Source organism: Trichloromonas sp., from assembly GCF_034006665.1.
Classification (GTDB): Bacteria; Desulfobacterota; Desulfuromonadia; order Desulfuromonadales; family Trichloromonadaceae; genus Trichloromonas.
In genome coordinates, this window is the sequence record NZ_JAVESI010000001.1 from 36,283 (window position 1) to 58,803 (window position 22,521).

The window sequence follows — 22,521 nt, forward strand, 5'->3', positions numbered from 1 at the left end:
CCGGGAACAAAACGGCCACCCGGTTCGAGGTGGCTGTTTTGTGTGGCTGACGCTGGATGACGGAGCGCGAACCGGGATGCTACACCATCAACTCCATCGCCCAGATGCCGCAGGGGCAGATGCCGGCGCAGAGGCCGCAGCCGATGCAGAGGTGGTCGTCGGAGACGTATTCGTAACCGCCGTCGGCCTGTTCGATCCGGCGGATCGCTCCTTCGGGGCAGGCCTCCAGACACATGGAGCAGTCGCGGCAGGTGCCGCAAGAGAGACAGCGGTTGGTTTCGTCCATGGCGTCGGTGACGCAGAAGCGGCCACGGTTGCGCGGGCGGAAGAGCTCTTTGGAAAGGCAGCTCTGCGGGATCCTCTCCGGCTTCTTTTTCGCAACCAGTTCGCCGCCGACGAGGAAGGTGTCGATGTACTCGGCGGACTCGGTGCCGTTGCCGATGGCGTGGGTCAGCAGGCCGGGCTGGATGGTGTCGCCGATGGCGAAGACGCCGGGAGCCTTGACCGCTTGGCCGCAGCCGTCAACCACCATCATCCCCTTGTCGCTGAGCCAGTCGCGGGGGACGAAAGAGAGGTCGGGGCGCTCGCCGATGGCGATAATGACCGTGTCGGCTTCGAGCAGGCGACCATCCTTGCCAACCACCCCTTTATCGGTGATCCTGTCGGTGAAGAAGGGCCAGAGAATCTTGCCGCCCAGAGCCTGGACATGCTCGATCTCCTGGGGATAGGCGGCCGGGCGCTGGACATCGATCGCCGTCACCTGCTTGGCGCCCATGGCGTAGGCGCCGAGACAGACGTCCATGCCGGCGTTGCCGGCGCCGATCACCACCACCCGTTCGCCGACCTTCGGCTTGCGTCCGGCGTTGACGTCCTTGAGGAAGTCGAGGCCCTTGAGCATCCGTTCATGGCCAGGGAAAGGAATCACCACCGGGTTGTGGGCGCCGCTGGCGATGACGACGGCAGCGCTTTCGGCGCGCAGCTTTTCGAACAGGGAGGCGTCGACCGGGGTGTCGACATGGATCTCAACCCCCAGCGCCTTGATCCGCTCGATTTCGGTGTGCAGAACCTGACGGGGCAGGCGTTCGTCGGGGATAACCTGCATCAGCTTGCCGCCCACCTCCTTGTCGGCTTCGTAAACGACGACGCGATGGCCGAGCAGGCGCAGCTTCCAGGCCGCCGCCAGGCCGCCGGGACCGCCGCCGATGACCGCCACGGTCTTGCCGCTGTCGGGTTTGGGCGTTGGCGCGGCGACTTCGAGGGAGAGCCGGCCGAGTTCCTTCATGGCCACCGGATGATCGAGGTACCGGCGGGTGCAGGCGTCCATGCACAGATTGGGGCAGACCTCGCCGCAGACACTTCCGGGAAAGGGGGAATAGTGCAGCACCAGTTCGAGGGCTTCCTTTACCTTGCCCTGACGCAGCAGCTTGATGCGCTCCTGGGTGGGAATCGCCGAGGGGCAGCTGGCCTGGCAGGGAGCGGCATAGCGCTTATCCTGCCAGTGGGGAACCTTGAGGCGGTCGTCGCCACTGTTGACCAGACCGGCGACCTGCTCGTAATCATCCCGCACCACGTCGCCGAAAATCCCGCCCTCGATCCACTTGTTGCGGCGGAACTCGCGCATGGTCGGGCGGCTGTGGTGCTTGCGCTCTTCCAGGGTCTTGGCGACGATCTTGCGCCATTGGGCAAAGTGGGTGAGCTTTTCGAGCAGTTCCGGACGCTCGATCTTGTCGAGAAAGACCGGCATCTGCTCGGCGAGAAAGCTCCGGTCGGCTTCGTCGAGATCGAGCAGCCAGACGTCGTCGGACAAGCCGGAGACGGGGCCGCGCAGATAGATGGTGCCGCCGACCATGCCGACGCAGCTGCGATCGCCGAGGACGGAATCGAGATATTCCCGGCCATAGCCGCAAACCACGGCAATCCCCCCGCCCATGAACTCAAAGGAGAAGGAGCCGGTATTTTTCAGCACCCAGAACTGGGGCGGCTCGTAGGCCGGGTCGTGCTTCATCAGCGCGCCGCTGCGCACCCCGACCCGGCCGGCGACGTAGATCTTGCCGCCGGCAGCGCAATGGGCGGTGGTGTCGCCGCCATCCCCCTTGATGACCAGGGTGGCGCCGGCGTTGAGCCAACCGGCATCGGCGCAGGCGCTCCCCTCGACGACGATCTCGGTACCGTCGAGGCCAAAGGAGCCGACCCGCTGGCCGGGGTTTTTCACGGTGAACTTGAGGGGCGAACCGTCCTCGGTCCACAGGGGGCCGCCGATGTTGTGATGCCCTGAGGAGAGGATCTCGAACTCTTTTTCCCCCGCCTCCAGACCATGATAGATTTTCTGCAGCAGCACCTGGGTGGAAATGCGTTGATTCTTGTCGTCGAAACCGATGATTTGAGCTGCCATTGTTAACTCCCGTAAGGAGTGAGGGGTGAGGCGTGAAGAGGAAAGGCTCTCTCGCCTCACCCCTCACTCTTCACTCCTCACAGACTTAACAAACGTACTGGATCTGTAACCGCTCCGCCACGCCTCGGTCGGTGGCGACCAGGGCGTCGGCACGACCGACGGGCAACGACGAGTTGCCGATGGGGGCCATCAGTTTCTTGAGTTCCTGATCCATGGCCAGAAAGTAGTTGACGATGTTCTGAGCCGCCTTTTCCGGGTCGAGACGGTGGACCAGTCGGGGCTCTTGAGTGGTGATGCCGACCGGACAGAGACCGGTGTTACAGGCATTACAGCGCCCCATCTCGTTGCCAATGCAGCCGGCCATCTGCAAAATCAGCTTGCCGGTGAAAACCCCGTTGGCGCCGAGGGCGATCATCTTGAAGGCATCCGCCGCCAGATCCCCAGCGCGGCCAAGACCGCCCGCCGCCCACAGGGGGATCTGCCCCTGGCGCCCCTGGGAAACGGCGGCCAGGTAGCAGTCCCGCAACTTGGAGACAATGGGATGGCCGGTGTGGTCGAGGGAAACCTCATGGGCCGCACCGGTGCCGCCGTCGATGCCATCAAGAAAGAAACCGCCGACGATGTTGTAGGGGTCGCGCACCAAGTTGTTGAAGACGCTGACGGAAGTCGCCGAGGCCGCTACCTTGATCGCTACCGGCACCCGGAATTTGAAAGCAGCGTTGAAGGAGAGGAACATCTTCTGCACACTCTCCTCGATGGAGTAAAGCCCTTGGTGGTTCGGCGGACTGAGCAGATCGGCCTTGGGTACGCCGCGAATGGCCTGGATGTGCTCGGCGACCTTCTGTGCCATGAGCAGGCCGCCGTCGCCGGGCTTGGCCCCCTGGCCGATCTTGATGAGAACACCGGCGGGGTCCTCGATCATGTCCGGCATGGCCTTGACGATGCGGTTCCAGCCGAAGTGGCCGGAGGCGATCTGTAAAATCAGGTATTTCAAATATTTCGACTTGAGCAGGCGCACCGGCACGCCGCCCTCGCCGCTGCACATGCGCACCGGCAAACCGCACTCCTCGTTGAGATAGGCGGTGGCCATGGCGACCGCTTCCCACATACGCCAGGAGAGGGCGCCGATGGACATGTCGCCGATGACCACCGGATAGATCCAGCGCACCGGCGGTGCCTGCCCTTCCGGCTCCAGTTTGCCGTCGGCGCCGATTCGGAAAGGGAGCTTGCCCGGAGGCATGATGCGGCCGAAGGGGGCGAGCAGATCGAAGGTGTGGCGCTGGGCATCGAGACTCGGGTCGGTCATCTGGGAGATGCGCCCGATCCGCAATTTGTCGAGGGTGCGGGTGCCCGCTTCGAGGTTCTTGCGTCCGCCGCGCTTGATGGAATCCCCGGCCACGCAGCGGATGACGATGGGGTGGCGGGTGTCGGGGTTGCGTACCGCCTCGATGGCGTCGTTAGGACAGACCTTGGTGCAGATGCCGCAGCCCCGGCAATACTGTTTGAGGTTGCTGACCTGGCGGATCACCGGCACCGCCGAAAAACGCTGTTTCGGCTCGGGCAAATCCCCCTCGGAAAAGACCATGCGCCGCCGCTCGACCTTGAACTCGATCGCCCGGAAGGAGCAGGCCGCCACGCAGGAGCCGCAGAGAGTGCAGCGGGAGGCGTCGTAACGAATGACCCAGGGCAGGTCATTGGCGGTAATATCCTGAACCTTTACTGTCTCCATCTGTGCACCTCCAGCTGGTTGTCGATGATCACCGTTTCCCGCTCATGGGGGTAGATATCCTTCTCCCAGTTCCGCTCCGGCAGAATTTCATTGATGCCGCAAACCTCCGAGGAAATCACCACGGTGTCGGCGTCGCGGCCGACCACCACCGGCCGCAGCTTCTTGGTGTCGCAGCAGGTGAAGAGAGTGTTGTCGGGCAAGACACCGATGATGGTATTGGGCCCGTTGATTTCCAGATGCGCCATCGACTGACGGATAGCCAAAAGGGACGTCCGGTCCTCACGGGTTTCGATCTCCTCGAAGGGGAGCGGCGTGATGACGTGCTTGTAATAGGAGAGAGGCCAGCCAAGCTGGCGATGCACATAATGGAGGCTGTAAAGAAAACACTGGGAGTCGGACTCAAAACCGATGTAGCCCCGGTGCAGCTTGCGCTGAAGCTCCACATTCTTGAGGTAGAAGGTATTTTCGCCGTTGGCCAGGGCGGTGTAGCCCTGCAGAAAGAAGGGATGGGCGGCATAACGAACGATATCGTAATTGGTGTTCTGCCGACACTGGGCGGTGATGACCCGGGCGGTGAAGCGGTCATTGGGCTCCCAGAGCTTGAAATAGGTGCCGATATCCTTGGGATCGCCAATCTCCTTGAGGGTCACCACATCCGGCCAGAAAGAGTAGACGTAGCCTTGGTCATCCATCTCCAGCGCCCGACGAAGCTTCAGGCGCATGTCGAGAAGCAGATCTTCCTTGGTCTGGCGGTCTTCCTTCTTGTAAAACTTGGGATAGTCGTATGTCTGGAAGATGTAGTTGGGCATGGCGTTGATATCGAGCCCGGGGCGCAGATCGGTCTCCGGCATCCACTGCATCACCCGCTGGAAACCGGCGGCATGGAGCATATCCTCGGCGATGCGCACCCCCTCGTTGGTACAGGCCAGGGAGAGGGTGGGCAGATGCTTGTAAGGTTTGAAAATGCCGCCGAGGTCGTGCATGACCATGGCGAAACCCGAATTATCATGCCCCTTCTGCTGCGACTGCATGAGCAGCAGGGCGCGGCTGGGGTGAATGTAGTTGCGGCTTTTGATGGCTCCGATACGACACATGGGCAAAACCTCCTGTGCGGGCGATAGGGCATGGACGACAACTCAATTTGGCTACAGACCAGACGCAAAGCTATAAATTGCAAAACATTATCCAATTACTTAATTTCCCCTCTAGAATATTTTATATCTGTCTTATCATTCTGTTTTTATTTATTAATTTAGTAAAAATAAATATCAAAAGTTGCGTAAAACAAGAAAAAAAGCCTATCTTCGCCATGAATAACTTACTCATAGAATGTATTTTATTACTTGATAACCCCGGACTGCCGTCGACGGCAGTCCTTCTCGCCCGTTTCGGCGATGTCCCGCTTTGGACAACAAAAAAGCCCCCTTCCAAAAGGAAGGGGGCTTTTTTGTTGTTGCAGCAAGCGGTTGTCAGATCATTTCGACCCAGCCGTGCGGATCGGGCAGCTTGCCGTACTGGATGCCGGTGAGCATGTCGTAGAGCTTACCGGTCAGCTCCCCCATCTGGCCGTTGCCGAGGGTCACTATGCGATCGCGGTAGGTGAACTGGCCGACGGGCGAGACCACCGCCGCCGTGCCGGTCCCGAACGCTTCCTTGAGGCGACCGTTGCCGGCGCCCTCCAGAATTTCGTCGACGGAAAGGGCCCGTTCCTCAACCTGTAGCCCCAGCTCCCGCACCAAGGTCAGAATCGAGCGCCGGGTAATGCCGTCGAGGATGGTTCCCTTCAGAGGCGAGGTCACCACCTTGCCGTCATAGAGGAAGCAGATATTCATGCTGCCGACCTCCTCGACATACTTGCGCTCGACGGCGTCGAGCCACAGCACCTGATCGTAACCGAGAGCCGCCGCTTCCATCGAGGCCTTGAGACTGGCGGCGTAGTTGCCGCCGGTCTTGGCCTCGCCGGTGCCGCCGGCGGCCGAGCGGACATACTCGTCGGAGATGAAGATTTTGACCGGGCTGAAGCCGTTCTTGTAATAGGCGCCAACCGGCGAGAGAATGATATAGAACAGATACTTGCTGGAGGGCCGCACCCCCAGATAGGGATCGACGGCAATCATCGTCGGCCGGATATAGAGACTGGTACCGAGGCTTTTCGGCACCCAGTCGGATTCCAGATGGATCAGCGCCTTGAGGGCCTTGAGCACGAAATCGACATCAAGCTCGGGCATACACATGCGCGCCGCACTGCGATTGAAGCGCTCGAAATTGTCGCGGGAGCGGAAGAGGGCAATATTCCCGTCCGGACGGCGAAAGGCTTTGAGCCCCTCGAAGATTTCCTGCGCGTAGTGCAAAACGGCACAGGACGGATCAAGGTGCAGGGGACCATAAGGGACGATGCGCGGGGAATGCCAGCCCTCGCCGGCATCGTAGTCCATAAGAAACATGCGGTCGGTAAAAAGGTTGCCGAAACCCAGCTGGGACTCATCCTCGAAGAGAGCTTTTTTCGTCGTCAGGGGTTGGATATCGATATTCATGCGTTTCGCGCCTCCGGTTATGACTGAAAAACCTAAAGCTGATTTACTATCACAACCCAGACAGCCGGGCAAGGGATTTAAAAGGGATCTCTCAACGCCTCCCGACGCTCTCCGCCGGGAGGCGTCGGGAGGCGTCAATCGATGCCGAGATCGTCCTCGCGAGTGAGGTGGGCATCGCCGTAAAGGAGATTTTTCGCGTTTTCCCGCACCTCTTCCTGATGAAAACGCCGCACCAGCCGTTCATACTCGGCCCGCTCCATCACCCGGCCCGACAGCCGGAAATCCTGCTCGTGAACCCGCCAGAGATCTTCCATGGAGAAACTCCTTCGCCAGAGGGAAAAGGGAATAATTACCCTGGATGGTAACACCGGCATGTTGTCAGTCAAGGTATTTTTTACTCTTAATAGTTGAATTTTACTGATATCAAAAAACAGCCCGAAGAGGGCCTCTTGGCCGATGACGAGAACCGTGCTAGAAAGGGGAACAAACAGATAAAGGAGAGCGGGAATGACCTACGAAGAACTGCGCAAGGCCCGGGAGCTGTTCGGTCTGGGCGAACGGGCCGGCCTCAAGGAGATCAAGGCCCGGCACCGGGCCCTGGTAAAGCGCCACCATCCCGACCAGAACAGCGGTCATATCCCGGAACGGATCCGGGAAATCAACGCCGCCTACCGGGTACTCACGGAATACTGCAACAACTATCGTTTCTGTTTTACACAGGAGGAGTTTCTCGAACAGAATCCGGAAGAGCGGCTGCGCCGGCAGTTCGCTCAGGACCCGGTCTGGGGCGGGAACTGACGGGGCTCAGCCCAGCAGTTCGAAGAGTTGAGTATCGTCGTTGAAGTTGTAGATTTCCCCGGTTTCAATGATGTAGTGCCAGCCGTGGATGTTGAGCTTGCCCTGCCGGTAGCGCTCGGCCACATAGGGATAGGTCAGCAGGTTTTTCATCTGCACCAGCACGTTGACCTGCTCGGTGAGCCACTCCCGCTCCTCGGGGGAATCTCCCGTCATCAACCGATCGACACGCCCCTTGACCTCCCGGGAAACCTCCAGCCACTTGCGCACGTGGGGAAGATGGTCGAGCCGCTCCGGCGGCAGATTGAGGGCGGCACAGCCGCCGCAGTTGGAGTGGCCACAGACGACGATGGTATCGACTTTGAGGGCGAGGACGGCGTATTCGATGACCGAGGTGGTGGCGACATACTCCTCGGTCTGCCGGTAGGGGGGAACGATGTTGGCGATGTTGCGAACAATGAAGAGCTCACCGGGATCGGTCTGGGTGATGAGATTGGGCACTACCCGCGAGTCAGAGCAGCCGATAAAGAGCGTGTGGGGATTCTGTTTGCGGCTGATCTCCTGGAAAAGATCGCGATGACGTTCAAAGTCCTCCGCCATGAATTTCATGTAGCCGTTGAACAGTCGTTCCATCACACCTCCTGGAAAAGAAACCAGAGTATTTTAGTAGGCCTTCCGACGGGAAAATAGCTGTAATGAAAAGCATTGTCAAGCCGTTAATCCCGATGGCTCAATGGTCCAACCCGAGAAAATCGAGAACCGTCTCCAACTCACGGTTGACGATCTGTTCCCAGCGAAGGCCGAGAGACTCCAGTTCCCGCAGGGCCACTTCGAACTCACCGACCCCCTGGGCGATATGAGCGTCGCTGCCGATGGTCACCGGCGCCCCCAATTCGGCGCAGAGCCGAATGATCTCCCGACAGTTGCCGCAACTCCCCTTGCGACTGATGACGAAGGAAGAGTTGTTGATTTCCAGCGCGGTGCCGGTGGCGACGCTGCGCTCCACCACCGCCCGGTAGTCGATGGGAAAATGGGGGTTGCCGGGATGGGAGATGACCTTGACCCGGGGATGCTCCATGACCGCCAGCAGCGCCCGGGTGTTCTCCTCCAGGCCGCGTCCGTCGAAACCGCAGTCTTCGTGAAATCCCGCCATCACCAGATCGAGACGCTCCAGCAGATGCTCGTCGAGATCGAGCTGCCCGATCCCGAGAATGTTGGCCTCGATGCCGCGCAGCACCCGCACCCCGTGCAGCATTTCGGGAATGAAACGCAAGGCGGCGAAGTGATAGGGATGCGGCCCTCCCGGCAAGGCCGGACCGTGATCGGTCATGGCGATCATGCGCAATCCCCGCCGGGCCGCCTCTATGGCAATTTCATTGATGGTGCTGTAGGCGTGGCCCGAAGCCAGGGTATGGACATGCAAATCGGCCTGAGGATGATGCGGATACGCCATGAAAGTTGCCTCCCGGAGCAATTCGTGTGAAAGCGTACACATAACACAGTTTGCCGGGAATGGCCAGCTTCGCCGAGCGGGAATCGCGCAAAGGCCTTGTGAGCCGGGACGGAGCGTGCTATTTATTGTAGTCTTGCTTAAAACCCGCAACCGACAGGCCCTCCATGCAAACCGTCGACATCCCCCCGCAGATCGCCCGTCCGGCCCGCTACCTCGGTGGCGAACTGGGGAGCCTGCGCAAAGACCCCGCGACCGTCGATCTCACCATCGCCTTGGCCTTCCCAGACGTCTACGAAGTGGGAATGAGCCACCTCGGTCTGGCGATTCTCTACCATATCCTCAACGCCCGGGACGGCCTCGCCGCCGAGCGGGTCTACGCCCCTTGGCCAGACATGGCCAAAGAGCTGCGGGACCAGGGACGCCCCCTGGCGACCCTGGAATCGAACCGCCCTTTGGCGACCTTCGACATCGTCGGCTTCACCCTGCAATACGAACTTTCTTACAGCAATGTCCTGGCCATGCTCGATCTGGCCGGCATTCCCCGCCGTCGCGAAGTACGCAACGCCTCAGCACCGCTGATCCTGGTCGGCGGCCCCTGCGCCTTCAATCCTGAGCCGCTGGCCGACTTCATCGACGCGGCGGTTATCGGTGATGCCGAAGAAGCTCTGGTCGAGGTGGCGGAAACGGTACGCACCGCGAAACAGGCGGGCGAATCACGCGCGCGCCTGCTCGAACGCCTGGCGGCCATCGAGGGGGTCTACGTGCCGTCCTTCTTCGCCGTCGACTACCAGACCGACGGCCGCATCGCCGCCATCCGTCCCCTCCGCGAAGGCTACTCCAAAGTGCGCCGGCGCTTTCTCGTCGATCTCGACAGCGCGCCCTATCCGACCCGTCCCATCGTCCCCTTCATGAGCACCGTCCACGACCGGGTGGCGGTGGAGATCGCCCGCGGCTGCACCCGCGGCTGCCGCTTCTGCCAGGCCGGCTACATCTACCGGCCGGTACGGGAGCGGAGCCCGGGACGCATCGTCTCGATCATCGAGGAGTCCCTGAACCATTCGGGCTACGAGGAAGTCTCCCTCCTCTCCCTCTCCACCGGCGACTTCACCTGCATCGAGCCGCTGCTCAAGGAGCTGATGGCCCGTCATGCCGACGACAAGGTAGCGATTTCCTTCCCCAGCCTGCGCGTCGGTTCCCTCACCGAAGGACTGATGGAGGAGATCAAGAAGGTCCGCAAAACCGGCTTTACCCTCGCCCCGGAAGCAGGGAGCGAACGCCTGCGCCAAAGCATCAACAAGGGGATCACCGAAGCGGACCTGCTCGACACCACCCGCGCCGCCTTCGCCCTCGGCTGGCGCATCATCAAACTCTATTTCATGATGGGCCTGCCGACGGAAACGGATGAAGACCTCGACGCCATCGTCGACCTGGCGGCCCAGGTCAAGCGCACCGGGCGGGGCACCCCCGGCGGCGCCGACGTCAACGTCGCCGTCTCGACCTTCGTCCCCAAGGCGCACACCCCTTTTCAGTGGGAAGCGCAGCTCGGCATCGACGAGACCCTGCGCCGTCAGCAACGGCTGCGTGACGGCCTGCGCCAGAAAAAATTGCGGCTGAAATGGCACGACGCCCGCCTCTCCTTCATGGAGGGGGTCTTCGCCCGGGGGGACCGGCGCCTTGGCGCGGTCCTGGAAAAAGCCGTCGATCTCGGCTGCGGTTTCGACGGCTGGCACGAGCACTTCCGTTTCGACGCCTGGCTGGAGGCCTTTGCCGCCTGCGCCATCGACCCGACCTGGTATCTGCGCGAGCGTGCGGAGGATGAAATCTTCCCCTGGGAGTACATCGACTGCGGCATCCCCAAGAGCTTCTTCGCCGCCGAGCGCCGCCGCTCGCGGGGGGGCGACCCCACCCCCGACTGCCGGGGCGGAAAGTGCCATGGCTGCGGCATCTGCGACTTTGAAACCTTACGCATGCGCCTGAGCGACGATACCCGCATGCCGCCGCGTCCGCCGGCTCGGGAACAGTTCACCCCCGACCAGGAAGGACGCTACCGGCTGCGTCTGCGTCTTTCCAAGGACGGCCGGGCGCGGATGATCTCCCATCTCGAATTCATGAACGTCGTGCAGCGGGCGGTGCGGCGGGCCGGGCTCCCCCTGCGCTTCTCCCAGGGCTTTCATCCGGCGCCGCGCATCTCCTTCCCCGATGCCCTGCCCACCGGGGTGGCGAGCGACGCCGAAATCATCGACTTGGAACTCTATCGTCCGGTTGACGCCGAAGAAGCGGTCCGGGCCCTCGCCACCCAGCTTCCGGAAGGTCTGCGGATTCTTGCGGGAGCCATGGTCGACTGGCGTACCCCGGCCCCTTCGACAAGCATCGTCGCTTCTGTTTATCATGTGCGCCTGCCGGCGGACCCGCCGGCGGACCTGGACGAACGCCTCGCTGCCTTTCTCACCGCCGAGCATGTTCCCGCCCTGCGCGAAAAGGGGGACGGGCGAACAGTCGAAGTCGACCTGCGTCGGGGAGTGCTGGAGCTGGAACGGCGGGAAGACGACCTACTGCTGACCCTGGCCAAGGGCAGCCCGACTCTGCTCGCCGGGCATCTGCTTAGCCTGGATATCGATCAGGCGCGGCGGCTCGACATCCGCAAGACCGCCGTGCGCCTCGCCGCAGGCGTTGCCGGGGCCGGGGCCGAATAAATTTTTTTACACGAACTTCCATCGATATAACGAGTTACGAGTTTTTCCTTTTTCATCTTAAGACAGACGGAGGTCCCATGGCCAAAGAACTGGTCATCAACACCACCTCCCACGAAACCCGCGTCGCTCTGCTGGAAAACGGCCATATCGCCGAACTCTACATTGAGCGCACCCGGGAACGGGGGATCGTGGGTAACATCTACCTCGGCAAGGTCATCCGCGTGCTTCCCGGCATGCAAGCGGCCTTTGTCGACATCGGCCTGGAAAAAGCGGCTTTTCTTTACGTCGCCGACGTCCTCGACGAGATGGAGGCGGTCGAGCAATTCATCGACGGGGGCAGCTCCCACGCCAAGCCCGAGGACGACGGCGGCAAACCGGAACGCCCGCCCCTGCCGCCGATTGAAGATCTGCTCCAGGAGGGACAGGAAATCCTCGTCCAGGTCGCCAAGGAGCCCCTCGGCACCAAGGGCGCCCGTATCACCTCACACATCTCCCTGCCGGGTCGGCACCTGGTCTATATGCCCACCGTCGACCACATCGGCATCTCCCGGCGCATCGAGAACGAAGAGGAAAAGGACCGTCTGCGCCGCATCGTCGAAGAGATCCGCCCCTTAGGCACCGGCTTCATCGTGCGCACCGCTGCCGAAGGCAAAAGCGAGGAGGATCTGCGCGCCGATATGCAATTTCTCGTTGGGCTCTGGAAAGAGATCGCCCGGCGCCGCGAGGAGCGACACGCCACCTGCCTGATCCACTCGGACCTCGACGTCACCAGCAAGGTGCTGCGCGACATTCTCACCGAGGACGTGAGCCGCATCGTCGTCGACTCGCAGGTCGAATACAACAAGATCGTCCGCTTTCTCGGCACCTTCATGCCCAAGTTGCAATATGTCATCGAACTTTACGATGAAACGGAGCCGATCTTCGACGCCTTCGGCCTGGAAGTGGAGATCGCCCGCGCCCTCGGGCGCAAGGTCTGGCTCAAGAGCGGCGGCCACATCATCATCGAACAGACCGAGGCCCTGACCGCCGTCGACGTCAACACCGGCCGCTTCGTCGGCAAGCACAACCTGGAAGACACCATCCTCAAGACCAATCTCGAAGCGGTCAAGGAGATCGCCTTCCAGCTGCGCCTGCGCAACATCGGCGGGTTGATCATCATCGACTTCATCGACATGGAGAAAGAGGTCCACCGGGAAAAGGTCCACTCGGCCCTGGAGGAAGCCCTCAAGAACGACAAGGCCAAGACCAATATCCTTAAAATTTCCGAGTTGGGTCTGGTGGAGATGACCCGCAAACGGGTGCGGGAGAGCATCGGCCGCACCCTCTGCGAACCCTGCCCCTACTGCGAGGGGAAGGGTTACGTCAAGAGCCGGGTCACCACCGTCTACGAAATTTTCCGCGAGCTGCGCCGGGAAATTCCCGGGATGCCCGGCAATCGCCTGAGCCTGCTGGTTCATCCGGACATCGCCGCGCTCCTCTACGACGAGGAACGCTCCGGCATCGAGGAACTGGAGCAGCTCTTCGCCAAGCAGATCAGCATCACCGCCCGCCCCGATTATCACTTGGAAGAATTCGAAATCGTCATGGAGTAAGGATTTTCCCTTGACAGCCCCAGGGGCGACAAATATAGTGCTTTTTCGTCTTTAAAGGACAACCAAACCGAGAGCGAGGTGAATTGCATGTACGCGGTAATCAAGACCGGAGGAAAACAGTACAAAGTTTCCGAAGGCGACCTGCTGAAGGTCGAGAAAATCGAAGGCGAGGTGGGCAGCACCATTGAGCTGAGCGAAGTCCTCATGGTCGGCGGAGAAGAGGTTAAAATCGGAACACCTCTATTGCCTGGCGCGAAGGTCATGGCGCGCATCGTGGAGCAGGGAAAGGACAAAAAAATCCTGGTTTTCCACTCCCGGCGGCGCAAAACCCATCGTAAGCTGAACGGACACCGTCAACCGATCACCCGCCTGAAAATCACAGGCATCGAGGCTTAAGGAGGCTTACCCATGGCACACAAAAAGGGCGTCGGCAGCTCCAAGAACGGCCGCGACAGCGCCGGCCAACGGCTGGGGGTGAAGCGGTTCGGTGGCCAGCAAGTCACCGCGGGGTCGATTCTGGTCCGCCAGCGCGGCACCACCTTTCATCCCGGCAACAACGTCGGCTGCGGCAAGGACTACACCCTGTTCGCGCTGATCGACGGCGTGGTTAAATTCGAGCGCAAGGACAAGCTGCGCAAGAAGATCAGCGTCTACGCCGCTGAGTAACGGCCCGCCGGCGGAGTCGCCAAAAAACTCGAAGCCCGAGGTTCGTCTTCAAGAACTTCGGGCTTTTTTCTTAATTACCGGCCCTGACCGAACGAGCACGCACCATGAAATTCGTCGATGAAGTCAAAATCCATGTCAAGTCCGGCGACGGCGGGCGCGGCTGTCTTTCCTTTCGCCGCGAGAAATTCATCCCCCTAGGCGGGCCCGACGGCGGCGACGGCGGCAACGGCGGCAGTGTCTGGTTCCGCGTCGACAGCGGTCTGTCGACCCTCCTCGACTTCCGCTACAAGGTCCATTACAAGGCGGAGCGCGGCGCTCACGGCATGGGCAAGAACCGCCACGGCAAAGGCGGCGAGGATCTCTTCATCAGCGTCCCCCCCGGTACCCTGATCTATGACGACGACAGCGGCGAACTGCTCGCCGACCTCACCGAAAAGGATCAGCAGGTACTCCTGCTCAAGGGCGGCATGGGCGGCCGCGGCAACGCCCGCTTCGTCACCAGCACCAATCGCGCCCCGCGCCACACCCAGCCGGGCCTGCCGGGGGAAGAACGCAATCTGCGCCTACAACTTAAACTGCTCGCCGACGTCGGCCTGGTCGGCATGCCCAACGCCGGCAAATCGACCCTGATTGCGGCGGTTTCGGCGGCGCGGCCGAAGATCGCCGACTACCCCTTCACCACCCTCATTCCCAATCTCGGCGTGGTCTCCTGGGGCGGCTACAAATCCTTCGTCATGGCCGACATCCCCGGCCTCATCCAGGGGGCCAGCGAAGGACACGGCCTCGGCACCCGTTTCCTGCGCCATGTGGAGCGCACCAATCTCTTCCTGCACCTGGTCGACGCCTCTTCCATGCAAGAAGGGGATCCCATCGCGAACTTCAAGATCATCAACCGCGAACTGGAACGGCACGACCCCAAACTCTTGGCCAAACGGCAGTTCGTGGTCCTGACCAAGCAGGATATCACTGAGGTCCGCGAACGCCGGGACGAGCTCATTTCCTATTTCGAGGCGCGGGGCTACCGAGTCTTCCCTATCTCCGCCGCCACCGGTGACGGCACCAAAGCGCTGGTCGAAGCCGTCGGTCAGGAACTGGAGCGGCGGCGCCGGGACGAGCCGCCGGAGGATATGCCGGAGCAGCCTTGACAGCCCTTTCTCTGCAAAGGTAAGATGGCGCCCGCCTTACCTTCGGAGCCCCTTTCAGCCGAGACAATCCATCCCGATCATGCGAAAAAATCTCCTCTTTCACGTCAAGCGCGTCGTCGTCAAAGTCGGCAGCGGCGTCCTCTCCAACGGCGAAGGTCTGGACCGCCGGGCCATCGAGCAGCTCAGCCGCGATCTCGTCGAATTGCGCGAACGGGGCTACGAAGTGCTGCTGGTCTCCTCCGGAGCGGTGGCTGCCGGCAAGGGGGATCTCGGCATCGTCGGCCGTCCCCGCACCATCCCCCTCAAGCAGGCGGCCGCCGCCATCGGCCAGAGCCGTCTGATCAGCTTCTACGAAGAGGCCTTTCACGCCCACGGGCGCAAGGTCGCGCAGGTGCTGCTGACCCGCGACGATCTCGCCAACCGGCGTCGCTATCTCAACGCCCGCAACACCCTGATGACCCTGCTCGACTACGACGTGCTGCCGATCATCAACGAAAACGATACGGTGGTGGTTGACGAAATCCGCTTCGGCGACAACGACAATCTCTCGGCGATGGTTACCAATCTGACCGAAGCCAACCTGTTGGTTATCCTCTCGGATGTGGACGGTCTTTACGACCGCGACCCCCGGGACAACCCGGAGGCCCGCCTGCTCCATGAAGTACCGCGCATCACCCAGGAGATCGAGGCGATGGCCGGCGGTTCCGGCAGCGACGTCGGTACCGGCGGCATGGCCACCAAGGTCCGGGCGGCCAAGCGCGCCGCTCTTTACGGCGTCGGCACGGTCATTCTCAACGGCCGCGAACCGGGAATGCTTGGACGGCTCTTCGGCGGCGAACCGGTCGGCACCTACTTTTTTCCGGCCAGCAACCGCATGGCGGCGAAAAAACACTGGATCGCTTTTACCAAGAAGCCGCGCGGCAAGCTGATCCTCGATACCGGCGCCGTGACCGCTATCGTCGAGCGCGGCAAGAGCCTGCTCCCTTCCGGGATTCGCGGCGTCGAGGGAGGCTTCGACCGCGGGGACGCAGTGCGTCTGTGCGGCCCGGACGGCGAAGAGTTCGCCAAAGGAGTCATCAACTATTCCCTCGCCGAACTGCTGCGCATCATGGGCAAGAAAACCTCGGAAATCGAAGCCATTCTCGGCTATAAATATGGAAACGAGGTGGTCCACCGGGATAATCTGGCACTAAAGGATCCCCCACCGCCGAAGAACCAAGCCTGACGGCGAGATGCGACATCCGCTCTTCCCGAGCGGCGTATGCCTGGGATATTCAGGGAACAAGGAGACGACGATGACCATTCGCAACGAGATGCTGCAACTGGCCCGGGAGGCCAAAGAGGCCGGCCGGGTCATGGCCAATCTTTCCTCGACCGTCAAAAACGATCTGCTCGGGCGCATGGCGGCCGCCCTCGAAGGGGGCGCGGAAGAGCTCATCGCGGCCAACGAACGGGACTTGGCGGCAGCCCGGAAGCGGGGTCTGGCACCGGCGATGATCGACCGTCTGGTGCTCAATGACGAGCGCATCAAAGCCATGGCCGACGGTCTGCGGGAAGTCGCCGCCCTCCCCGACCCGGTCGGAGAAATCACCGGCATGTGGCGCCGCCCGAACGACATCCAGGTCGGACGCATGCGCATCCCTCTCGGCGTCATCGGCATCATCTACGAATCCCGCCCCAACGTCACCGCCGATGCCGCCGGGCTTTGCCTGAAGAGCGGCAACGCCGTGATCCTGCGCGGCGGCTCCGAATCAATCCACTCCAACACCGCCATCGGCGCTCTGCTTAAAGAGGAACTGAAACACCTGCGCCTGCCCGCCGCCGCCCTGCAAGTGGTCGCCACTACCGACCGCGCGGCAGTTCTCGAACTGCTCAAGCTCGAAGAGGAGATCGACCTGATCATCCCCCGGGGCGGCGAAGGACTCATCCGTTTCGTCAGCGAGAATTCGCGGATTCCGGTGATCAAGCACTACAAGGGGGTCTGCCACGCCTTCGTCGACGCCAGCGCCGATTTTGACATGGCCGAAAAGATCTGCCTCAACGCCAAGACCCAGCGTCCCGGCGTCTGCAATGCCTTGGAAACCCTGCTCATTCACAAGGATCTCGCCGAAACCTTCGTCCCCCGCATCGTCGCCGCCCTGCGCCAGGCCGGGGTGGAGGTGCGCGGCTGTGAAGTGACCCGCAGCTTCGCGCCGGATGTCACCCCCGCCGCTGAGAGTGACTGGCCGGCCGAATACCTCGACCTGATCCTGGCGGTCAAGGTGGTCGACAATCTTGAAGAAGCGGCGGACCACATCAACCGTTACGGCTCGCTGCACACCGAGACGATCATCACCCGCGACTACACCAACGCCCAACGCTTCCTCCGCGAAATCAACTCCAGTGTGGTCATGGTCAACGCTTCGACCCGCTTCTCCGACGGCAACCAGCTCGGACTCGGCGCGGAGATCGGCATCTCCACCACCAAACTCCACTCCTTCGGACCCATGGGACTGGAGGATCTGACTACCCGCAAATTCATCGTCCTGGGCGATGGACAGATAAGGCAATAAACGGTAGGGGCGATCGCAAGGATCGCCCTTTATCGCAAACACACCAAGGCTCAGGGCGAATACAAGATTCGCCCCCACGACTACGACATAACGACATGAGACTCGGCATCCTCGGCGGCACTTTCAACCCCATTCACCTGGCGCATCTGCGGATCGCTGAAGAAGTGCGGGAAGCCTGCTCCCTCGACCGGGTGATCTTCATCCCTGCCGCCGTCCCGCCGCACAAACCCTTGGCCGGGGACATTCCCTTCGCCCAGCGCCTGGCCATGGTCGAGGCGGCCATCGCCGACCACCCTGCCTTCGCCGCTTCGGATATTGAAAACCGCCGACCGGGCAAGAGCTATTCCGTCCATACCCTCGAAGCTCTGCGCCGGGAACACCCCGGGGACGACTTCTTTTTCATCATCGGTCTCGACTCCTTTCGCGACCTTTCTTCCTGGAAGGAATATCAGCGTCTTTTCGAGCTCACACACCTGGTGGTGGCGGCTCGCCCCGGGGTCGCGGAGGGAGATCCAAAAAGCCTCCTGCCCATTGCGATCATGAAAGACTTCTGTTATAATCACGCCTCCAATTCACTGGAGCATCACAGCGGAAATTCGATCTTTTTCGTTGAGGAGACCCTGCTCGACATCTCATCCACCCGGATTCGCCGGATGGTCGCCGAAGGTCGCTCGATCCGCTATCTGGTTCCGGCGCCGGTTCTCGACTATATCGATCGCTACGGTCTCTACCGTGGTCAGGAAAGGTTCTGAAAACTTTGCAGTCACTAGATCGGGCCGTTCTCTGCGCCGCCTACGCCCTGGAAAAGAAGGCTTTCAATGTTCGCCTGCTCGAAGTCAGGGGGCTTTCTTCGCTGACCGACTATCTGCTCATCGCCAGCGGCCGTTCCGATCGTCAGGTTCAGGCCATTGCCGAAGGCGTGCGCTTGGGGCTCAAGACAGATCACGCCACCGCCCCCCTTGCCGTCGAGGGCATGAATGAAGGGCGCTGGGTGCTCATCGACTATGGCGACGTCATGGTCCACGTCTTTCAGGAGCCGGTACGAGAATTCTACGATCTCGACGGCCTCTGGAGCGAAGCCGCCGAAGTGGCCATCCCCGAGGAATATCACTGGGAGCGCGCCGCCGCCCAGTGAAGCTGAAGTTGGTCTGCGTCGGCAAACTCTCTGAGGCCTTCCTGCGCAACGGCGTAGACGAGTACACACAGCGCCTGCACCGCTATCTGCCCTTCTCCTGCCTGGAACTCAAGGAGGAAAAGGCCGGAGGGAAAAAGGCCGACCCCCGGATCATCCGCGCACTGGAGGGGGAACGCATTCTCGGGCGCATCCCGCCGGAAGCTTTCGTCCTGATCCTTGACGAACGGGGCACGGCGCTGACTTCCGAGGGGTTGGCGGAACTGCTGGAACGACACATGGTGCGGGGCACGCCGGAACTGACGGCGATCATCGGTGGCGCTTACGGCCTGAGCGAAAAGGTCCGGGAACGGGGAGATATGATCCTCTCCCTGTCGGCCATGACCTTCACCCATCAGATGGCCCGGCTTTTTCTGCTCGAACAGCTTTACCGCGCCTGCACCATCCTGCGCAACGAACCTTATCATAATCGTTAAGGGGAATCTTCTCCGGGAGACGTATCGAAAGAATGGATGAGGCACAGCTCGAAGCCGCGCGGGAGCGTCTGTTACGCCTACGCCGGGAAGTTATGCGCGAGGTGCGCGAAACCACCGACGCTTCCCGCGAAATGGGGCAGGACGGGGTTCCCGACATCGGCGACATGTCGGCCAGCACCTACAACCGGGACGTGCTCCTCAATCTGAGTGAAAACCAGCGTCAAAAGATCCGCGACATCGACGCGGCCCTTGAACGCCTGGCACAGGGGGAATACGGCATCTGTGCCCGCTGCGGCGAAGAAATCGACCCCCGACGCATGGAAGTTCGGCCTTTTTCCAGGTATTGCATCGAATGTAAAACCGACGTCGAGAAATTCGGCGAATAGAATCCGTTTCGGGCGGTTCCGCCCCCAGGAGGATGTCATGACCCTGCTTGTCGGCCTTTTACTGATCATCCTGTTCCTCGCCTTCTTCATCTACTTCTCCGGTCTCAACCCCCAATCCGTCACCATTTTTCTCTACGGCGACCACAGCTTTTCCACTTCGGCGGCCATCCTCGTCATCGGCTGCATCGCCGTCGGCCTCTTCGGCGGGGTACTGGCCAACGCCTACAACCTCTTCAGCTATCAGGTGCGCAATATCCGCAACACCCGTCGGGAGAAGCGCAACAAGGAAGTCGTCGCCAATTATCGCGAGGGCATGACCCGCCTCCTCTCCGGCGACCTGAAAAAGGCCGATGACCGCCTGCAGCGGGCCTTGGAACGAGACCCCTCCCGACTGGAAACCCACCTAGCCATGGCCAGCGTGAAACTTCAGGAAGGGGAGGCGGAAAAGGCTCTGGCGGTTCTTCTCAAGGCCCGTGAAAAAGAGCCGAAGAGCCTGGAGGTGCTCTTCAAGCTGGCCGCAACCTACGAGGAGTGCGGCCGCAACTCCGAGGCCGGCAAGATCTATGAGGACATTCTCGCCATCGATAACGGAAACCGCAAGGCCATGCGCAGCCTGCGCGACCTGCTGATCAAACAGAATCTGTGGAAAGAGGCGCTGGAATTGCAAAAACGGATCCTCAAGGCCAGCCAGGGCACCCGCCGGCAGAGCGAGGAGCAGGAAAAACTTCTCTACCTGCGCTATGAAGTTGCCCGTCAGGGTCTGGAGGACTCCAAGGGGCAGAGCAAAAACGACCTCAAGGAACTGCGCGACATCATCAAGGCCGTACCCAGTTTCACGCCGGCCCGGGTCTCCTTGGGGGATGCCCTGCGCACCCAGGGCAAGACCGAGGAAGCCTCGCAGGCCTGGCTCGACGGCTACAAGGCCTTGGGCAAGAGTGTCTTCCTCACCCGCATCGAAGACCTCTATCTCTCCACCGATAACCCTTCGCCCCTTCTGGCCATCTACCGCTCCGTCGCCAATGAGCGAAGTGATGATCTGACCTTCCGGCTCTTCTTCGGCAAGCTTCTCCTGCGCCTCGAAATGGTCGACGAAGCCTTTGAACAGCTGCACGCCATCGAGAACGCCGGGGTCGACACCCCGCAGTTGCGCCTGCTCCTCGGCGAGGCCTATCGCCGCCGCAACCGCATGGACGAGGCGATCGCCGAATACCAGAAGGCCCTGGGCCTCGATCCCCAGCTGCGCCTCGGTTTCATCTGCGAGAAATGCCAGAACCGCTCCCCCGTATGGCTGAGCCGCTGTCCCAAGTGCGGCACCTGGGGATCCTACGTCCTGGAAGGCCGTCAGGAAATGGATAAACTCGCCCGAATCCCCCAGGCACCGGAAGCCCGCGCCATTCACCACGGAGAGGGCGGCGTATGACGATGACCGTGAAGCGCCCCTTGGCGCTGGTGATACTCGATGGCTGGGGGATCAACGCAAGCTGCGAAAACAACGCCGCCTGCCTGGCCAGGACGCCGTACATCGACGCCCTCTTGCGCGATTATCCCAACACCCGTATCAGCGCTTCGGGGTTGAATGTCGGCCTTCCCGAAGGGCAAATGGGCAACTCGGAGGTCGGCCATCTCAATCTCGGCGCCGGCCGCATCGTCTACCAGGATCTGACCAAGATCAGCAAGAGCATCCAGGATGGCGATTTCTTCACCAACCCCGCCTTTGCCCAGGCTATCGACAACGTCCGGACGAGCGGCGGCAAGCTGCATCTGATAGGGCTGCTTTCCGACGGCGGCGTCCATTCCCACAACACCCACCTCTACGCCCTGCTTGAGTTGGCCAAACGCCAAGGACTGCGGGAGGTCTGCGTCCATGCCCTGCTCGACGGTCGCGATACCCCGCCGCGCAGCGCCGTCGACTACCTAGCGGAACTGGAAAGGAAAATCGCGGAGATCGGGGTCGGCCGCATTGCCACCATCTGTGGCCGTTTCTACGCCATGGACCGGGACAACCGCTGGGAGCGGGTAGAGCGGGCCTACCGGGCACTGGTCCAGGGTCTCGGCCAGCCTGCCGCCGACAGCGCCGCCGCCATTGCCGAGGCCTACCAGGCGGGTCAGGGGGACGAGTTCGTCGAGCCCCGGATCATCGGAAACGCCGCAACAATCGACGACGGCGATGCGGTCATTTTTTTCAACTTCCGCGCCGACCGCGCCCGCGAGATCACCCGCGCCCTGACCGAAAAAGAGTTCAAGGGCTTTTCGCGGGAAAAGACTCCACAACTTGCCGACTTCGTCTGTCTGAGCGAATACGACGCCACCTTCGAGCTCCCCGTCGCCTTCCCTTCCACCAGTATGCCCAACCTGCTCGGCGAAGTCGTCGCCCACGCCGGGTTGCGCCAGTTGCGCATCGCCGAAACGGAAAAGTACGCCCACGTCACCTTCTTCTTTAACGGCGGCAGCGAGAAACCCTTCGCCGGCGAGGACCGGGTTCTTATCCCCTCGCCGAAAGAAGTCGCCACCTACGACCAGAAGCCGTCCATGAGCGCCCCCCAGGTCGCCGACGAGGCCGTGGCGCGCATCGAATCAGGAGCTTATGACCTGATCATCCTCAACTTCGCCAATCCCGACATGGTCGGGCATACCGGCATCCTGTCCGCCGCCATCGAAGCCATGGAAACGGTCGACAGCTGCCTCAACCGGGTGGCCGGCGCCATCCTCGCCGCCGGCGGCCGCCTGATCGTCACCGCCGATCACGGCAACTGCGAGCAGATGGTGGACGAGCAGGGTAAGCCTCATACCGCCCACACCACCAATCCCGTGGCACTGATTCTCGTCGATCCCGAGCTGCGCGACGTCAAACTGCGCCCAGGCATCCTCGCCGATATCGCGCCGACATTGCTGCAACTGCTCGGGCTGGAGAAACCCCGGGAAATGACCGGCTCTTCGCTACTCATTCCCTGATCCTTCGACCGGCGTCCGCGGACG

Annotated in this window: 21 protein-coding genes; 14 read left to right on the forward strand and 7 right to left on the reverse strand. The window is 61.5% G+C overall.

Features of this window, described 5'->3' with window-relative positions; genetic code table 11:
- Positions 1-79: 79 nt before the first annotated feature.
- The 5 genes from RBR25_RS00180 to RBR25_RS00200 all read right to left on the reverse strand — a co-directional run bounded on the left by RBR25_RS00180 (position 80) and on the right by RBR25_RS00200 (position 6,969).
- The gene (locus tag RBR25_RS00180; protein WP_432817496.1) at positions 80-2,392 is read right to left on the reverse strand and encodes an FAD-dependent oxidoreductase; all 2,313 of its coding nucleotides are present in this window, start codon (positions 2,390-2,392) and stop codon (positions 80-82) included.
- Positions 2,393-2,477: 85 nt separating this feature from the next.
- Positions 2,478-4,121, reverse strand: a complete 1,644-nt coding sequence (locus RBR25_RS00185; protein WP_432817497.1) for a glutamate synthase-related protein — start codon at positions 4,119-4,121, stop codon at positions 2,478-2,480.
- On the reverse strand, positions 4,109-5,215 hold the full coding sequence (locus tag RBR25_RS00190) for a class II glutamine amidotransferase (RefSeq protein WP_432817498.1): 1,107 nt from the start codon (positions 5,213-5,215) through the stop codon (positions 4,109-4,111). The genes RBR25_RS00185 and RBR25_RS00190 overlap by 13 nt, the downstream gene beginning before the upstream one ends.
- Positions 5,216-5,590: 375 nt before the next feature.
- Complete coding sequence (locus RBR25_RS00195) at positions 5,591-6,655, reverse strand: branched-chain amino acid aminotransferase (RefSeq protein ID WP_432817499.1); 1,065 nt, start codon at positions 6,653-6,655, stop codon at positions 5,591-5,593.
- Between the two features lie 134 nt (positions 6,656-6,789).
- Entirely contained in the window at positions 6,790-6,969 is a 180-nt protein-coding gene (locus RBR25_RS00200; RefSeq protein WP_432817500.1) for a hypothetical protein, read from the reverse strand.
- 193 nt (positions 6,970-7,162) lie between these two features.
- On the opposite strand from RBR25_RS00200, the gene RBR25_RS00205 reads away from it, so the two are divergent.
- Positions 7,163-7,453 (forward strand): J domain-containing protein, encoded by a 291-nt coding sequence (locus RBR25_RS00205; protein ID WP_432817501.1) that lies wholly within the window; start codon positions 7,163-7,165, stop codon positions 7,451-7,453.
- Between the two features lie 6 nt (positions 7,454-7,459).
- Here RBR25_RS00205 and RBR25_RS00210 read toward each other — a convergent pair whose 3' ends face one another.
- Both RBR25_RS00210 and RBR25_RS00215 read right to left on the reverse strand, forming a co-directional pair.
- Positions 7,460-8,083 (reverse strand): carbonic anhydrase, encoded by a 624-nt coding sequence (locus tag RBR25_RS00210; protein ID WP_432817502.1) that lies wholly within the window; start codon positions 8,081-8,083, stop codon positions 7,460-7,462.
- A gap of 97 nt (positions 8,084-8,180) precedes the next feature.
- Positions 8,181-8,903 (reverse strand): phosphatase, encoded by a 723-nt coding sequence (locus tag RBR25_RS00215; protein WP_432817503.1) that lies wholly within the window; start codon positions 8,901-8,903, stop codon positions 8,181-8,183.
- 164 nt (positions 8,904-9,067) lie between these two features.
- Here RBR25_RS00215 and RBR25_RS00220 point away from each other — a divergent pair, with 164 nt between their 5' ends.
- The 13 genes from RBR25_RS00220 to gpmI all read left to right on the forward strand — a co-directional run bounded on the left by RBR25_RS00220 (position 9,068) and on the right by gpmI (position 22,497).
- Positions 9,068-11,596: a TIGR03960 family B12-binding radical SAM protein gene (locus RBR25_RS00220; RefSeq protein WP_432817504.1), complete on the forward strand. Its 2,529-nt coding sequence runs from the start codon at positions 9,068-9,070 to the stop codon at positions 11,594-11,596.
- Between the two features lie 77 nt (positions 11,597-11,673).
- The gene (locus RBR25_RS00225) at positions 11,674-13,188 is read left to right on the forward strand and encodes an Rne/Rng family ribonuclease (RefSeq protein WP_432817505.1); all 1,515 of its coding nucleotides are present in this window, start codon (positions 11,674-11,676) and stop codon (positions 13,186-13,188) included.
- Between the two features lie 87 nt (positions 13,189-13,275).
- Positions 13,276-13,584, forward strand: coding sequence for a 50S ribosomal protein L21 (gene rplU / locus RBR25_RS00230; RefSeq protein WP_432817506.1), 309 nt, complete (start codon positions 13,276-13,278; stop codon positions 13,582-13,584).
- A gap of 12 nt (positions 13,585-13,596) precedes the next feature.
- Positions 13,597-13,854: a 50S ribosomal protein L27 gene (gene rpmA / locus RBR25_RS00235; RefSeq protein ID WP_432817507.1), complete on the forward strand. Its 258-nt coding sequence runs from the start codon at positions 13,597-13,599 to the stop codon at positions 13,852-13,854.
- Positions 13,855-13,958: 104 nt separating this feature from the next.
- Complete coding sequence (gene obgE, locus RBR25_RS00240; RefSeq protein ID WP_432817508.1) at positions 13,959-14,999, forward strand: GTPase ObgE; 1,041 nt, start codon at positions 13,959-13,961, stop codon at positions 14,997-14,999.
- A 79-nt stretch (positions 15,000-15,078) separates the two neighbouring features.
- The gene (gene proB / locus RBR25_RS00245) at positions 15,079-16,224 is read left to right on the forward strand and encodes a glutamate 5-kinase (RefSeq protein WP_432817509.1); all 1,146 of its coding nucleotides are present in this window, start codon (positions 15,079-15,081) and stop codon (positions 16,222-16,224) included.
- A 70-nt stretch (positions 16,225-16,294) separates the two neighbouring features.
- The gene (locus RBR25_RS00250; RefSeq protein WP_432817510.1) at positions 16,295-17,551 is read left to right on the forward strand and encodes a glutamate-5-semialdehyde dehydrogenase; all 1,257 of its coding nucleotides are present in this window, start codon (positions 16,295-16,297) and stop codon (positions 17,549-17,551) included.
- Positions 17,552-17,646: 95 nt separating this feature from the next.
- The gene (nadD, locus tag RBR25_RS00255) at positions 17,647-18,303 is read left to right on the forward strand and encodes a nicotinate-nucleotide adenylyltransferase (protein WP_432817511.1); all 657 of its coding nucleotides are present in this window, start codon (positions 17,647-17,649) and stop codon (positions 18,301-18,303) included.
- Positions 18,304-18,308: 5 nt separating this feature from the next.
- The gene (gene rsfS / locus RBR25_RS00260) at positions 18,309-18,686 is read left to right on the forward strand and encodes a ribosome silencing factor (protein WP_432817512.1); all 378 of its coding nucleotides are present in this window, start codon (positions 18,309-18,311) and stop codon (positions 18,684-18,686) included.
- Positions 18,683-19,159, forward strand: a complete 477-nt coding sequence (locus RBR25_RS00265) for a 23S rRNA (pseudouridine(1915)-N(3))-methyltransferase RlmH (RefSeq protein ID WP_432817513.1) — start codon at positions 18,683-18,685, stop codon at positions 19,157-19,159. The genes rsfS and RBR25_RS00265 overlap by 4 nt, the downstream gene beginning before the upstream one ends.
- 32 nt (positions 19,160-19,191) lie before the next feature.
- Complete coding sequence (locus RBR25_RS00270) at positions 19,192-19,545, forward strand: TraR/DksA family transcriptional regulator (protein ID WP_432817514.1); 354 nt, start codon at positions 19,192-19,194, stop codon at positions 19,543-19,545.
- A gap of 37 nt (positions 19,546-19,582) precedes the next feature.
- Positions 19,583-20,965 (forward strand): tetratricopeptide repeat protein, encoded by a 1,383-nt coding sequence (locus tag RBR25_RS00275; RefSeq protein ID WP_432817515.1) that lies wholly within the window; start codon positions 19,583-19,585, stop codon positions 20,963-20,965.
- Between the two features lie 8 nt (positions 20,966-20,973).
- Entirely contained in the window at positions 20,974-22,497 is a 1,524-nt protein-coding gene (gene gpmI / locus RBR25_RS00280; protein ID WP_432817709.1) for a 2,3-bisphosphoglycerate-independent phosphoglycerate mutase, read from the forward strand.
- Positions 22,498-22,521: the final 24 nt, after the last annotated feature.